The following is a 14,453-nucleotide window of genomic DNA, read 5'->3' on the forward strand; positions in this document are numbered from 1 at the left end:
TCACTCTTTTACAGCTCCTGCTGTAAGACCAGACACAATCCTTTGCTGGAATATAAATACCATTAGTACAAGAGGAATCATAACTACAATTGCAGCAGCCGAAATCTCATCCCAAGGAATTGTGAACCTTCCCTGAAACATGACAATTCCAACTGAGACTGTTCTCCAAATGTCATCAGTGTTTATGACCAAAGCAAACAGAAATTCATTCCATACAGAAATAAATATAAGTATAGCTGCTGTAAAAATGCCGGGTGCTATAAGAGGCGTAATTATTTTATAGAAAATCTGAAATGTATTGCATCCATCAATTTTTGCTGCTTCGTCAATTTCATGAGAGACACCTTGGTAAAATGTTGTCAGATACCAAATAGCAAGTGGCAGTGAAAATGTGGTGTATGGAATTAAAAGCCCAAAAAAGCTGTTTCTAAGTCCTAAGTTTTTTACTATAACGTAAATAGGAGATACAATTGTAATTTGTGGAAACATTGAAACAGCCAATGAAAGACTCAAAACAAGGTTTTTTACCTTTGGTGAGATATTTGTCTTTGCAATTGCATATGCTGCAAAACTTGCTATTACAATGGATATAATAGTGGTCTCAAGGCCGATTACAAAGCTGTTTAAAATATACCTTGCAAATGGTCTTTCGGTAAATACCATCTTGTAGTTGCCAACATGAGGTTTTAATGTTATCAGTGATGAAATATTAAATATTTCACTTTTTGGTCTTATTGATGTAAGAAGTAGCCAGTAAAAAGGAAACAAAATTACAATTAGTGCTAGCACAATTATTATGTTCATAACAATCTTTGCTATCTTTTCGCCTGTTAATTTCTTTTTCTTCATTTTACCATATCACCTCTTTTGATGTGAGAATACCTCAGCGCCAAGGATTTTTATATAGATAAAGCTTATAATGGTTACCATTATGAAAATCAGTACGGCTAAGGTTGAACCTCTACCAAAGTCAAGTTGGTTAAACAAAGTTTTATAAGTGTAGATAGAGACTGTCTCAGTTGAGTTTGCAGGACCGCCGCCTGTTAAAACATAAATGAGGTCAAATACTCTAAATGCATCCAGGGTTCTAAAAAGCAGAGCAACAAGTATGGTTGGTTTTAACATAGGCAAAGTAATCCTGAAAAACTGGTAAACTGCATTTGCACCATCCACTTTTGCGGCTTCATACAGCGATTCCGGAATTGTCTGAAGCCCTGCAACAAGCAAAATTGCAATATAGGGTGTTGTTTTCCAGATGTCGGCTGTCATTGCAGCTATCATTGCATTTGTAGTACTTGATAAAAGGTCTGCCGGACTTTTGATAAGTCCAATGTCTGCAAAAAACTTTGACATAATACCAACCTGACCATCATACATAAACTTCCACATCAAAGCCGATATAACAGTAGGAATTGCCCAGGGCATAAGAACAATGCTTTTGAAAACATTTTTCAGGCTTGTTACTTTGTGCATAACAACAGCAAGCATAAGACCAAATACAAGTTCAAAAAATACTGTTACAACTGTAAACAAAAGTGTATTTTTTATGGCTGACAAAAGCCTTGAATCTTTTAGATAGTAGCTATAGTTCTGAAGACCAACAAAGTTTGGTTTCACAATAACCAAGTCAAGCGCCAAAAGTGCCTGTTTTAAATCATTGGTTTCTTGTGTGTTCGGCAATGAATTTGCAAGTGCTATGAGTTTTTGGACATACTCATTGTATTGATTTATCTCTTTTCTCGAAACAGATAAATATTTGAGCTTTATATCAACTGGCTGAAAATTGTTCAAAAGGTCATTTACTTTGTTGAGCTGTGATATCTTTTCATTGGTATTGAATATGCTCTTTTCCAGCTCAGGCAGTAAAGATTTTATTCTATCTACTATCTTTTTCTGTTTGCTATCCAAACTTTGGCTGCTTACACTGTCAAGTATTGATGATGCTGTAAAGACTGTATTTGCGTAGTTCTCAACATCTATCTTATATGATAAAGACACCTCACTCTTGGTTGGGTTGTTGAGCTGAATGTCAAAAAGGCTGTAGACAAAAACCTGCACAAGAGGAATAACTGCGACAAATATAAATATCAAAACTGCAGGAAGCAAAAATAAATACCCAAATAGTTTTTCCTTTCTGTCCATCTTTCCCCTCCCCTTTAAACTTTATTGGCAGGCTTAAAAAGAATTTAAGCCTGCCAACTTCTTTATTGAGATTGTCTTTTACTTTTGAGTCTTTACAAGCTCTTTTAATTTCTTGTCCAAATCAAGGACAGCTGTTTTTACATCCTTCTTACCATTTACAATGTTGGAAAACTCAATCTGCATTGCATCTGAAAGCTTTGGATAAATTGGTGAAACAGGTCTTGGAACAGCAGCTAAAATAGCTTCTATAAACTTCTTGTCGCCAATAAGTGGATTTGCTTTTATAACATCTTTGTCGTTAAAAAGTGGCTTGTAAACAGGAACATTTCCGTTGTAAATGGCCATAAGTTTTTGTCCTTCTCTTTGCACAAGGAACTTCAAAAGTCTCCATGAAGCTTCAGGATTCTTTGTGTATTTGTTAATACCAACCATCCAACCACCAAGCGCTGCAGCTGAACCCTTTGAACCCTTCGGAAGTGGCAGAATGCCAACTTTGCCTTTTACTTTTGATTGTGGACTATTTACCATAGCCCACATGTATGGCCAGTTTCTTGCAAAAACTGCAAGACCGTTTATGAAAGCTGTATGTGTCTCAATCTCTGTAAATGTGTTGATGTTTGGTGGAACAATACCAGATGTTATAACCTTTCTCATCATGTTAAGTCCATCAATTGTTCCTTTGTTATTAACTACAATATTTCCACTCTCATCAACAACTCTGCCGCCATATGAAGCAATATACTCTATCGCATCACAAACAAGACCCTCATATTGTTTTGCTTGCATCAAAAATCCATATTTTGTACCCTTTTTACCCTTGTACTTTTTAGCAACTTTAATCAAATCATCCCATGTCTTTGGAAGTTCATTTTGAGGAACAATGTCTTTTCTGTAATAAAGAAGTCCTGCATCAATAAATCTTGGAAATGCCCACATCTGACCTTTGAATCTTGCAGCATCAATTGTCCCTTTGATGTAGTCATTAAGATTAATCTTGTCGCGCTTTATAAACCTGTCAAGTGGAAGTGTGTAGCCTGCTTGAGCAAACTCAGCTGGCCAGATAACATCCATGTCAAATACATCAATGTCAGAACCACCGGCGCTCATTACTGTCACAAGCTGGTCATGGTTTTGGCCTGTGTCAGATGGGTTTTCTTTGTAGATTACCTTGATGTCTGGGTTTTTCTTCATAAACTCTTTGATAATCTTTTCTGTTGCGTGAGTTTCGTCCTTGCCACGTACATAGGTTATTGTGACTTGCTTCTTAGAAGCGGCATTAGTATCAGCAGGGCCAAAAGCTAAAAACAAGCTTACACTCAGAGCAATTAAAGTAATTACCGCAACAAGCCTTTTCATAAAAATACAACCTCCTTTTTGTAAGTTTTTGTGATATAATTTTAAATAGGGGTTTTATATCATCCCACACACAGCAGTGTGGGACAATACCTTTTTTGGGGCTCGGCTCTTTTTGAAGTGGAAAAAGAGCCGAGCATTTTGTTTTGTCGGGTGGGATACTCTCCTAAGATTTTATGTCTTTGCGTTGGCAATTTATGTAATATTTTTAGTTTTTAGTTGTTTTTCTATGAAATCTTAGTAATCGTTTACGCTAAATAAAATATACTACGTTTTGTTTAACTTGTCAATATGTTTTTAAAAAAACTTTATCAATTTGTGAAGTTTGTATTCTTTGTAGACTCTCTCGGAATGATTGAAGTATCCAAGATATATTTACCTTTGCTAACAACTCCTCCTTTCAAAATATCTATCAAAAGCCTTGCAGCAAGCCTTCCCATTTCATAACGTGGTTGATGGACTGTGGTAATTTTAGGTGTAACCATTGAAGCAAGTTCAATGTCGTCAAATCCCATAATTCCAAGCTCATCTGGAATTGAAATCCCAAGTTCTTTTGCCGCATCACACGCTCCAATTGCCATCTCATCATTCGAACAGAAAATGGCATCTGGGGGCTCTGGCATAGTCAACAGTTCTTTTGCAAGCTTATATCCACTTTCATATTTATAATCACCATATTTTATATATTTCTCGTTGGCTCCAAGTCCAAGATTTTCAAGCGCCATTTTATAACCTTTGAGTCTATCTTGCGAAAGAAGTGCTCCAATCTTGCCAGTAATTTTAGCTATTTTTCTATATCCACTTTTGTATAAAAACATAGTCGCATCATAAGCTGACTTAAAATTGTCAACACATACTGTCACAAGTTCATCTGAAAAATAATCAGAAATGACTACCATTTTAAACTGCCTTGATAGTTCAACAATTCTCTGTGGTTCGCTGAGGCTTCCTGTAAGAAGTATCCCATCTGCTATTTGACCCTTCATCATTTTATAATACTCTTCTTCTATTTTTTGGGAATCTGAAAAATTGCCAAGAATTATATTATAACCATTTTCTCTTGCCTCGACTTCAATCCCTTTTATTAGCTTATTGAGGTTGTTGAATAAAAGAAATAACCATATAGAGTAAACATAGTAACAAAAGAAAAAAGCCCCCTTGTGTTATAATTTTAATTTAAGAGAAAACCACAACAAAACACAAGGGGGAAAAAGATGACTAAGAATATTAAAGCACAAAATAAGAAATTTTTAAAGCTGCTTTTTGTAATAAAAAAGGTTACTGAAGTTTTATCGAGGAAGATAAAGCAAAATAGAAGGGGACGACCGAGGAAATTTAATCTGTTTCAGATAATAGCTTGTTTGGTTTATAAAGTTAAAAAGGGGATAAAGAGTTTCAGAGAATTAGAATATCGAATAAATCAAGACACAGAGTTTAAGCAAGTAGTAGGTATAGAAGAAAGTCCGGACTATTCATATTTTGCAAAGTTGTCAAGAAAAATAGAAAAAGAATACATGCAAGATATAAAAGACATATTAATAGCTAAGATAGAACCTGATATGAGTATAGCGATAGTAGACTCTACGCCGCTGAGAAGTGCCAAAAATGATTCAGAAGCAAAAAATAGGTATACATATTACAATAGGATTTTTCAGGGGATACAAATTACATCTTTGTGTACAGGTAAAGAAGAAGTAATACCACTTTTCTGGATTTTAACAGGGGCAAATGAACATGACTCAAGACAAGAAGAGCTTTGTATAGGGCATGGGGCTTTGGCTGTGAGATTGTATTAGCAGATGCGGGATACGATTGTAGCAGATGGTTTAATATAGCAAATGAGCTTAAAGTTAAATTTGTTGCTGGGATAAACAAAAGAAACATGAAAGATAAAAACAATGTTAAGAATGTTTTAGAAGCAAGAACATAAGATTTTTAGAAACTGAAGAGGGTAAAAAGCTATACAAGCAGAGAACAAAGATTGAAAGACTATTTAGCAAATTAAAAGGTGAATATAATCTTGAGAATGTGAGGCTCAAGGGATTTAGAAATTATAAAAGGTATATTGATTGGATACTAATTACTTTTCTATTTGAGCAACTTCTTAGAAAGTTAGAAGGTAAGAAGTTTTCTTTCGCTTATGAATGGAATCAATAACTTTTGTTTATTTTATGTATTGTTGGTAATATTTTTTATTCAACAACCTAAATAATTATATTTTTTTTAACTAAAACTTGAGGTTGTTGAATAAAAGAAATAACCATATAGAGTAAACATAGTAACAAAAAAAAAAGCCCCCTTGTGTTATAATTTTAATTTAAGAGAAAACCACAAAAAAACACAAGGGGAAAAAAGATGACTAAGAATATTAAAGCACAAAATAAGAAATTTTTAAAGCTGCTTTTGTAATAAAAAGGTTACTGAAGTTTTATCGAGGAAGATAAAGCAAAATAGAAGGGGACGACCGAGGAAATTTAATCTGTTTCAGATAATAGCTTGTTTGGTTTATAAAGTTAAAAAGGGGATAAAGAGTTTCAGAGAATTAGAATATCGAATAAATCAAGACACAGAGTTTAAGCAAGTAGTAGGTATAGAAGAAAGTCCGGACTATTCATATTTTGCAAAGTTGTCAAGAAAAATAGAAAAAGAATACATGCAAGATATAAAAGACATATTAATAGCTAAGATAGAACCTGATATGAGTATAGCGATAGTAGACTCTACGCCGCTGAGAAGTGCCAAAAATGATTCAGAAGCAAAAATAGGTATACATATTACAATAGGATTTTTCAGGGGATACAAATTACATCTTTTGTGTACAGGTAAAGAAGAAGTAATACCACTTTTCTGGATTTTAACAGGGGCAAATGAACATGACTCAAGACAAGAAGAGCTTTTGTATAGGGCATGGGGCTTTGGCTGTGAGATTGTATTAGCAGATGCGGGATACGATTGTAGCAGATGGTTTAATATAGCAAATGAGCTTAAAGTTAAATTTGTTGCTGGGATAAACAAAAGAAACATGAAAAATAAAAACAATGTTAGCAATAGTTTTAGAAGCAAGAACATAAGATTTTTAGAAACTGAAGAGGGTAAAAAGCTTTTCAAGCAGAGAACAAAATGGAATCTATTTTAGGCTCAGCTTATTGAAAAAGTAGTTCTCTATATCAGGTATCATAACCAAGATATTTTTTGTCTGCTTACTTCTCAATTTCCTTGCTGTCTGGTTCGGAGTATATCCTAAGCTGTCTACCAGTTTTAATATCTCTTCCCTTTTTTCCTGACTCACACCTTCCTTTCCACTTAGTGCTCTTGAAATTGTTGCAACAGAATAGCCTGTTAGTTTTGCTATGTCTTTGATTGTGTACTTCATATTTCATCCCAGCCCTTCTTTTTATCAGTAATCGTTTTCGTATTTATTTTAAAATATATCAGGTTACTTTAGCGAAATCAATACATATTTTGTATAAAATAAGCTAAAATTTGTTGAACAAATATAATAAAAAAACCACAGGCAATTTACTCCCTTGTGTGCAATACTGTCCTGGGGCTAATTTCTTTTTGTATTTTTATAGGACACATATAACAACTCTAATCTGTATTCAAAATTTCTACATTAAGCTTTGAAAATGCTTTTTATCAAAAGTAAATATTCTATTGTTTCCTGATTTTGCTATGTGATGAAAAAGATATGCAGCAATGAAATCAACGTTGCTCTCTTTGTAACTTTTGAGCGCAAAAAGAACAATATCCGCTTCTTCCGCTTCAATGCCATCAGAACATATACAGGCACTCAGAATATCATACAACCTCTGTAATTGTAATTGCTGCAACAAACAGTTTTAACTTTCCCTGTTCGGCTTTAAGTATAATCTTCTGAGCTTTTTGAAAAAACTCCTCGTGGTCATGCAATACATATCTCAAAATTACATTCGCATCGAATCATACTTTTTCCATCATGTTGTGTCTCCCTTGCTCTCTTTCTTACCCAGATTTCTTTTGTTGCATTAGTTTCATGGTCCAAATCTATAAATGCGATTGATGATTTTAGAGAACCTCCAAGCTCTGATAGTTTTCGTTTTTTTATCACTTCAATTACAACTTTGCCGTTGTCTAGAACAGTGAAAAGTACACTGTCTCCTATCTTCTCCCCACCAATAATTTTCCTTATCTCAGCGGGCAATTCTACTTGCCCTCTTCCAATAATCTTTGACGTTGCATGTATCATACAAAATACCTTCTATATTAATCGCTCTAAGTTTATCGTAACCCATGAAATTAAAATTTAAATGAATGAATTTATCGTTCATTAAGCGGTGTGCGAATGGGAAAAGCCCAACAACGACTTGAAATAATATTGACAAACCAATTAAAACTGTATATACTGTATATATACAGTATGCAAAAGGGGAAAGAAAAATGTGCTAAAGCTTGTGATTTCGCAAATGTCAAACCAGCCCATATATGAACAAATCAAAAATCAAATAAAGAAACAGATAATAGAAGGAAGTCTTAAGGCAGGAGATGGTCTTCCATCAATCAGGGTCTTGGCAAAAGAGCTGAATGTAAGTGTTATCACGACAAAAAGAGCTTATGAAGAACTTGAAAAAGAAGGGTTTATTGTAACAGTGCCGGCAAGAGGGACGTTTGTTGCTGGGATTGATAGAGAAAAGATTTCTACTTTGGGCGTTCAAGAAATTGAAAATGATTTAAAAGCTATTGTTCAGAAAGCAAAAATACTTGGAGTTGACCTAAAAAAGCTTTTAGAAACAATTGAAAGATTGTATAAAGGAGAGGAAGGTCAAAGATGATTGCTTTGAAAGTAAAAAACCTTACAAAATCCTACAAAAACTTTAGGCTTGAAATTCCAGAGCTTATTTTAGAAAGCGGCTATATCATGGGGCTTCTGGGGAAAAACGGTGCTGGAAAAACCACTTTGATAAAGTGCATCCTTGACCTTGCGAGAAAAGAAAGTGGTGAGGTTTTCATATTCGAAAAGCCTTTTAACTGTGATGAAACCGAGATAAAACAAAGGCTTGGAGTTGTATTAGAAACTCCAATTTTGCCGGGTCAGTTAAAACCAAAAGATGTAAAAGAGATAATGAAGTCATTTTATAAAAACTGGGATGATAGGCTTTACAACAAACTCTGTGACCTTTTTGAAATTGACCAGAACAAAAAGATAATTCACCTCTCAAAAGGAACTGTGATGAAACTGTCTATTGCTTTAGCTCTATCTATAAGACCTGAGTTTTTGATTTTAGATGAACCAACATCTGGGCTTGACCCTGTTGCAAGAAATCAGTTTGTTGAGATTCTGCAGAGTTTTGTTCAGTCTGAAGAAAAGGCTGTCTTCTACTCAACTCATATAGTCTCTGATATTGAGAATGTTGCAGACTTTGTGACAATCATAGATAATGGCAAAATCATCTTTTCTTCATCGCGTGAAAGCATTGAAGAGGATTATTGTATAGTAAAAGGACCTGCTTCAGAGAGTAACAAAATCCCACAAAGTATAGTTTTATCTTGTAAAAAAGGTTCATTTTCGTTTGAAGCTCTTTGCAAAAAGAATGAAATTGAAAATTGTATGCAGCCGGGCTTTGTTGTTGAAAAACCATCAATTGAAAAGTTCTATGTAATGCTTGTGAGAAGGGATGAAAAGGATGAAGTATTGGAAGTTCTATAGGAAAAGTATATATACATCAGTTTTGTATTTCTTTCTATACATTATTGTTCTTTGGATAGTTGGTAACCTATTAAATCCACCAGCATCTGCTACTATATTCTGGGAAGAATATTTATCTTACTTTTTTGTAGCTATTTTTCTTACATTTACCATGTTAAATAACCCTTTTACCTCAAATAGTTTTTCGTATGAAATATCTTTGAGTTTGCTCTTGCCTATTAAAAAATGGCAAATTATAATTAGTCGATTTTTAAAAGACGGATTTTTGTTGTTAATATTCCAATTTATTAGTCTGATTGGATATATACTTATAACCAATGTTAATTCCTCTTACTTCATACATGATTTTAACAGGAAACTTTTATCATATACATTTACAGGATTTGTTATGATAATAGTTCTTCAACCTGTTTTTATTGCATTTAGAAAATCAACTCAAAAAAACTTGTATACAGTACTTCTTCTGTTTTGTTTTTACTTTGGAGTACCTTTTGTTTTTGCTGAACCTTTGCAAATTTTGTATCATAAAATTAAAATTTTTGAATCAATATGCATACTGACAGCTGTTTCGCTTGCATATATTGCTGTATTAATGGTTATTTCATATATTATTTCATACAAAATTCTTTCAAACAGTGATCTTTAAAAGATAAATCTTGAAGGAGCGAGGTTAAAAATGTTTGCTTACATTAAATTGCTTAAAAGGGTTGAAAATAAGATTATTTCAGGTATCGTATTTCTTATTTTTCTTTTGTGTATATCCCAGCCTGTGAGAAAAACAGGCAAGATTGATCTTTCTCTCTTTATTGGAACTATCTATACCACCTTTATTCTGTTTATGTTGTTTGCAATAAAATCAAGCTTTTTCGTTCAAAGTACAAAACTACGTGAACTATATGGCAGTATATCTTATACTTCTCTGCTTTTTTTACTGCCCATTAAAAGAAAGAAGATTGTTACCTTAGAGTTTATTTCAGACGTTATTATAATTTTGATATATATTCTCTTTTTTAACATCGGAATGTTAATCTTAAAAGTGTTTAATTTAACCCACTCATACACTTTCATTTTATCTTTCTTCTGGATTTTCTCTATTGTACTTGTATGGTATTCTATCTGTACTATCCTATATTCACTGCTCTACTTTATTAAAAATTCAGCTTTCCAAACAATCTATAACACTATTGTAAACTTTATAATAATATTAGCTGCTTACATACCTTTCTGGTTTGGTTTTCGTCTTTCAGAAATTCATAAAAGAGAGGAAAAATTTATTACAAATTTATATACAAACTATAAAAGTGCTTTAATAGTCTTATTTGTATCAATAATACTGTTTTTAATTTCATTCATTGTAAACAAAGCTGCAATTTACAGACGAGAAATCTAAACTGCTTTTTATAAGTAAACAGTATTAACGTAATATGTAGAGTGAGGTGAAGTAATTGCATAAATTTAAACCTCATCCCAGTGAGATTAAAATACATCTTTTAATTATCGGATTTTTTACAGTCCTCTGGTTTAGTTTAAATTTCTTTCTGTTAAATGATAATAGCAATAATTTTGATAGAAATGCATATTCTGCATTTGTAATTGCAGTTTCTCTTTTTATTCCGCAAGTTTTTGTAGTTTCTAAAATAGCTTTATTTTTTGATAGAAGTCTTGTAAAATCCAATCATATATTGGATTCTGTTTTAAAATTTTACTTTTTGTTACCTGTAAAAAGAAAAACAATTGCTTTTTGGATATTTATCAACGATATTATTTTTTCATTCTTATACTGCTCTGCCTTTTTTATCTCAAACTTGTTTGCAATTTTTAGCAAACCAAATAGGATTGAACTTAATATATTTTTGTTTTTCGTCTCACCACTTGCCACTAACCTATTATTTATTTCATTGTTTTCATTACTTTATTCTTTTCCACATTTTGTTAAAAACAAAATGTTAAAATCATTATCAGAATTGTTGTATGGGCTATTACCTTTCTTTCTCTTGATTATTCTTATAACAGTATTAGCTTTAGCAGAAACTGCAACAGTATCAAACGACAATTTAATAGCATCTATTGTGAATCTGTACAAAAATAGTCTCTGGTCACCAATATATTTGCTGATTTCGATAATTTTGTTCATTATTTCATACATCGCTGTTTCTGCTTCATTCTACAGACAGGAGGGGTGATATACAAAGAAGGCAATTTAAAAATTATAAATACTAATTAATAAAAATATGTGAAAAGGAGGCAGCTTTGTGTATGATTGAACTTATTGAACTTACCAAAGACTTTGGCAAGGTCAGGGCGGTTGACAGGCTATCTTTTACCATCAACAAGGGCGAAATTTTCGGGCTCCTTGGTGAAAACGGAGCTGGAAAGACAACAACTTTAAGGATGCTTGCAACAATGATAAAACCCTCACATGGAACTGCCATAATTGACGGGCTTGATATTACAAAAGAACCTGAAAAAGTAAGGCGCAAGATAGGAATTCTCTTTGGAAGTGAAAGCGGGCTATATAGCAGGCTCACCGCAAGAGAGAACATCGAATACTTTGCTACTTTGCACGACATGAAAAAAGATGAAATTAAAAAGCGGATTGATGAGCTTGTGGAAAGGTTTCAGATGCAAGAGTTTATCGACAAGCCTGCAGGTAAATTCTCAAAAGGTATGAAACAGAAGGTGTGCTTTGTGCGATCTATCATCCATAACCCTGATGTAATGCTTTTTGATGAGCCAACAAACTCTTTGGACGTCACAAGCGCAAAAGAGGTGCATGACTTTATCAGGCTTTGCAAACAAGAAGGAAGGACTATCATCTTTTCAAGCCATACAATGAGTGAGGTCGAAAAGCTTTGCGACAGGGTTGCAATAATACACAAAGGAAGCCTTATGGCAATTGGCACAATTGATGAGATAAAGCAAAGATTTTCTGGAGCAAGCTTTGAAGATGTATTTATTAGATTGGTAGGTGATAACAGATGAGAATAAATATGAAGCATGTGTGGATTGTATTTAAAAAAGAATTAAAGGATGCTTTTAGAGACAGACGCGCTCTTTTTATGAACTTCATCCTGCCTATACTTACAACACCCCTTATGCTTCTTGTGATAATCTATGCAACTAAGTCTGCATATGAGGTTAAACCTGAAAAAACAAAGATTTGTATCATGGGTGAGCAATATGCAAAACAACTTGTTGACTTAATCAAAAACTCTCAGTTTGACATTGTTCAATCTTCAAATCCAAAGAAGGATTTGCAAAATGGAAAAATTAAGGCAGTGATTGAAATTCCACAAAATTTTTCTGACCACCTTTCAAAAGAAAAGCAGGTTAATATAAAGATTTTAGTTGATGGATCTGATTCAAAATCATCAAATGTTGGTTTAATATTGAGCGAAATCATAACTGACTACGCAAAAAACATAACAAAACAGAGGCTTTTGTCCAAAAATATCAACCCTGAAATTATTGAGCCTATTGTCATTACAAAAGAAAATGTTGCACCACCCCGCAAAATGGCATTGTTTTTGCTGGCAATACTTGTCCCTATGTTTGTAGTGCTCAATACCTCACTTGGTGGCATTAATGTTGCTATTGACATAACAGCTGGTGAAAAGGAAAGGGGAACTCTTGAGCCACTTTTAACAACTGCTGCATCACGCATCTCACTTGTAACAGGCAAATATATCACAGTTTCAATAATGGCAATAATAAGCGGAGTTACCTCACTAATAGGGCTTGGGCTTACATTTTGGTTTTTGCCGTTGGCCTTTGGAGAAAATGCAACAAAAGAATTGGGAGATATAGCAGCTCTTGCACTTCCTGTATCTGTTTACATTGCGATGTTTATTGTTGTGGTGTTGACAGCTATAATTTTCAGTGCAGTTGAAGTTGCCATTGCCTCATATGCAAGGTCGTTCAAAGAGGCTCAAACTTATCTTACACCTATTACCTTTTTGGTGCTAATCCTCGCTTACTTCACAATGTATAAAACACCAAATGACTTGGTAGATTCTTACTTTATAATACCGCTTATCAATTCACTTGCAATATTCAAAGAGCTAATATATGGAATCATAAATATTCAGCACTTGTTATTATTCATAGTTTCTTCAACCGTATATCTTATTGCCTCTATAATATTTGCTTCAAAGATGTTTGAGAATGAAAAGGTGCTGTTTAGAAGCTGAAAATAAACAAAATGGGCCTGTGCTAAAGCCTAAAAGCACAAGCCCATTTTTCTTTTTTACATTTTTATCTCTTTGCTAAATACTTTCTTATATCAAGTGCAACTGCAACAACTATTATAAGACCTTTTATAATCAGCTGCCAGTAAGGATCAACACCAATAAATGTAAGACCATAGTTTATAACACCAAATATCAAAACACCTGCTAAAACACCAGGCACTGTTCCAATTCCACCTGTTGTTGAAACGCCACCAACAACGCAGGCTGCAATAGCGTCAAGCTCGTACATGTTACCATAGTTGTTTGTTGCACCGCCAGTTCTTGCAGCCTCTAAAACACCTGCTAAGCCATATAAAAGTCCTGCAAATGCATAGACAAATATCAATACCTTTGCAACATTTATACCAGAAACCCTTGCAGCATTGACATTACCACCGACTGCATAGATACTCTTTCCTATGCTTGTCTTGTTAAGTATCACCCATACAACTATTGCAACAACCAAAGCTATTATCAAAATATATGGTATTGAATACTCACCAGAAATTCCAATATAGCCTGTACCTAAGTTTGTAAAGTCAGACCTTAAACCACCGATTGGCTGTGAGTTGTTTGGCGGAAGGTTAAAATACAGTGAGTTTGCGCCATAGATGATTACCATTGAACCCAAAGTCGCAATAAACGGTGGTAAGCTCAAACGCGAAATTACTATACCATTTAAAAGCCCAAACAATAAAGTAATTACAATTGCAATTAGTATAGGAACTATCAGTGGTAGCTGTGGAAGGTCGGGAAAGAACCTTCTTGCATAGTCAGCAGTTTGAAGCATTGACGCAGATACAACAGCAGCTAAACCAACAGCTCTTCCTGCTGACAAATCAACACCGCCAGTGATTAACACTAAGCTCATACCAAGTGCAATTATTGCCCTTGTTGATGACTGAAGCAATATGTCTCTAAAACATCTCCAAGATAAAAAGTCAGGGCTTATAAAGGCAATCACAATTATGAGGGCAAGTAGAATAAAGTAGATTGCATTTTGTGATACTATTTGTCTTATTCTCTTTGCCGATGTCATTTTG

The 14,453-nt window shown here is 33.9% G+C and carries 17 protein-coding genes and 2 pseudogenes; 7 read left to right on the top strand and 12 right to left on the bottom strand.

Going from position 1 to position 14,453, the window contains the following annotated elements; translation table 11 throughout:
* From ELD05_RS13190 to ELD05_RS13205, 4 genes are all read right to left on the bottom strand, one after another.
* Nucleotides 1-849, bottom strand: a complete 849-nt coding sequence (locus tag ELD05_RS13190; RefSeq protein ID WP_127352790.1) for a carbohydrate ABC transporter permease — start codon at nucleotides 847-849, stop codon at nucleotides 1-3.
* A 9-nt stretch (nucleotides 850-858) separates the two neighbouring features.
* A complete protein-coding gene (locus ELD05_RS13195) occupies nucleotides 859-2,142 on the bottom strand; it encodes a carbohydrate ABC transporter permease (RefSeq protein WP_127352791.1) in 1,284 nt (427 codons plus the stop codon).
* Nucleotides 2,143-2,220: 78 nt separating this feature from the next.
* Nucleotides 2,221-3,498, bottom strand: coding sequence for an ABC transporter substrate-binding protein (locus ELD05_RS13200; protein ID WP_127352792.1), 1,278 nt, complete (start codon nucleotides 3,496-3,498; stop codon nucleotides 2,221-2,223).
* A gap of 308 nt (nucleotides 3,499-3,806) precedes the next feature.
* A complete protein-coding gene (locus tag ELD05_RS13205; RefSeq protein WP_307720929.1) occupies nucleotides 3,807-4,619 on the bottom strand; it encodes a substrate-binding domain-containing protein in 813 nt (270 codons plus the stop codon).
* A 90-nt stretch (nucleotides 4,620-4,709) separates the two neighbouring features.
* On the opposite strand from ELD05_RS13205, the pseudogene ELD05_RS13210 reads away from it, so the two are divergent.
* Both ELD05_RS13210 and ELD05_RS13215 read left to right on the top strand, forming a co-directional pair.
* Nucleotides 4,710-5,652 (top strand): annotated as a pseudogene (locus ELD05_RS13210) (transposase).
* Nucleotides 5,653-5,850: 198 nt separating this feature from the next.
* Nucleotides 5,851-6,616 (top strand): annotated as a pseudogene (locus ELD05_RS13215) (transposase); the annotation flags it as partial.
* 6 nt (nucleotides 6,617-6,622) lie between these two features.
* Here the strand turns inward: ELD05_RS13215 and ELD05_RS13220 are convergent.
* From ELD05_RS13220 to ELD05_RS13230, 4 genes are all read right to left on the bottom strand, one after another.
* On the bottom strand, nucleotides 6,623-6,868 hold the full coding sequence (locus ELD05_RS13220; protein WP_241243516.1) for a LacI family DNA-binding transcriptional regulator: 246 nt from the start codon (nucleotides 6,866-6,868) through the stop codon (nucleotides 6,623-6,625).
* A gap of 238 nt (nucleotides 6,869-7,106) precedes the next feature.
* Nucleotides 7,107-7,304, bottom strand: coding sequence for a PIN domain-containing protein (locus tag ELD05_RS14955; RefSeq protein WP_039767865.1), 198 nt, complete (start codon nucleotides 7,302-7,304; stop codon nucleotides 7,107-7,109).
* A complete protein-coding gene (locus ELD05_RS14960; protein ID WP_266166052.1) occupies nucleotides 7,297-7,419 on the bottom strand; it encodes a hypothetical protein in 123 nt (40 codons plus the stop codon). Before ELD05_RS14960 ends, ELD05_RS14955 begins: the two co-directional genes overlap by 8 nt.
* Nucleotides 7,400-7,723, bottom strand: coding sequence for an AbrB/MazE/SpoVT family DNA-binding domain-containing protein (locus tag ELD05_RS13230; RefSeq protein WP_127352793.1), 324 nt, complete (start codon nucleotides 7,721-7,723; stop codon nucleotides 7,400-7,402). Before ELD05_RS13230 ends, ELD05_RS14960 begins: the two co-directional genes overlap by 20 nt.
* Before the next feature lie 193 nt (nucleotides 7,724-7,916).
* Here ELD05_RS13230 and ELD05_RS13235 point away from each other — a divergent pair, with 193 nt between their 5' ends.
* Genes ELD05_RS13235 through ELD05_RS13245 form a run of 3 tightly spaced genes read left to right on the top strand, consistent with a single transcriptional unit; the run spans nucleotide 7,917 to nucleotide 9,827 of the window.
* Nucleotides 7,917-8,306: a GntR family transcriptional regulator gene (locus ELD05_RS13235; protein ID WP_127352794.1), complete on the top strand. Its 390-nt coding sequence runs from the start codon at nucleotides 7,917-7,919 to the stop codon at nucleotides 8,304-8,306.
* Nucleotides 8,303-9,181 (top strand): ABC transporter ATP-binding protein, encoded by an 879-nt coding sequence (locus ELD05_RS13240; RefSeq protein WP_127352795.1) that lies wholly within the window; start codon nucleotides 8,303-8,305, stop codon nucleotides 9,179-9,181. The genes ELD05_RS13235 and ELD05_RS13240 overlap by 4 nt, the downstream gene beginning before the upstream one ends.
* Nucleotides 9,159-9,827: an ABC-2 transporter permease gene (locus ELD05_RS13245; RefSeq protein WP_127352796.1), complete on the top strand. Its 669-nt coding sequence runs from the start codon at nucleotides 9,159-9,161 to the stop codon at nucleotides 9,825-9,827. The genes ELD05_RS13240 and ELD05_RS13245 overlap by 23 nt, the downstream gene beginning before the upstream one ends.
* 816 nt (nucleotides 9,828-10,643) lie before the next feature.
* Here ELD05_RS13245 and ELD05_RS14160 read toward each other — a convergent pair.
* The 3 genes from ELD05_RS14160 to ELD05_RS14170 are packed head-to-tail and all read right to left on the bottom strand — an operon-like array spanning nucleotide 10,644 to nucleotide 11,315.
* Nucleotides 10,644-10,856, bottom strand: a complete 213-nt coding sequence (locus ELD05_RS14160; RefSeq protein ID WP_206516893.1) for a hypothetical protein — start codon at nucleotides 10,854-10,856, stop codon at nucleotides 10,644-10,646.
* A 27-nt stretch (nucleotides 10,857-10,883) separates the two neighbouring features.
* Nucleotides 10,884-11,060 (bottom strand): hypothetical protein, encoded by a 177-nt coding sequence (locus ELD05_RS14165; protein WP_206516894.1) that lies wholly within the window; start codon nucleotides 11,058-11,060, stop codon nucleotides 10,884-10,886.
* A gap of 33 nt (nucleotides 11,061-11,093) precedes the next feature.
* Nucleotides 11,094-11,315 carry a hypothetical protein gene (locus tag ELD05_RS14170; protein WP_206516895.1) on the bottom strand — a complete coding sequence of 74 codons (222 nt, stop codon included), beginning with the start codon at nucleotides 11,313-11,315 and terminating at the stop codon, nucleotides 11,094-11,096.
* 122 nt (nucleotides 11,316-11,437) lie between these two features.
* Here ELD05_RS14170 and ELD05_RS13260 point away from each other — a divergent pair, with 122 nt between their 5' ends.
* Nucleotides 11,438-12,163: an ABC transporter ATP-binding protein gene (locus tag ELD05_RS13260; protein WP_127352799.1), complete on the top strand. Its 726-nt coding sequence runs from the start codon at nucleotides 11,438-11,440 to the stop codon at nucleotides 12,161-12,163.
* On the top strand, nucleotides 12,160-13,371 hold the full coding sequence (locus tag ELD05_RS13265; RefSeq protein WP_127352800.1) for an ABC transporter permease: 1,212 nt from the start codon (nucleotides 12,160-12,162) through the stop codon (nucleotides 13,369-13,371). Before ELD05_RS13260 ends, ELD05_RS13265 begins: the two co-directional genes overlap by 4 nt.
* Before the next feature lie 64 nt (nucleotides 13,372-13,435).
* Here the strand turns inward: ELD05_RS13265 and mglC are convergent, their stop codons facing one another.
* A complete protein-coding gene (gene mglC, locus ELD05_RS13270) occupies nucleotides 13,436-14,449 on the bottom strand; it encodes a galactose/methyl galactoside ABC transporter permease MglC (protein ID WP_127352801.1) in 1,014 nt (337 codons plus the stop codon).
* Nucleotides 14,450-14,453: the final 4 nt, after the last annotated feature.

The organism is Caldicellulosiruptor changbaiensis (assembly GCF_003999255.1).
Taxonomy (GTDB): Bacteria; Bacillota; Thermoanaerobacteria; order Caldicellulosiruptorales; family Caldicellulosiruptoraceae; genus Caldicellulosiruptor; species Caldicellulosiruptor changbaiensis.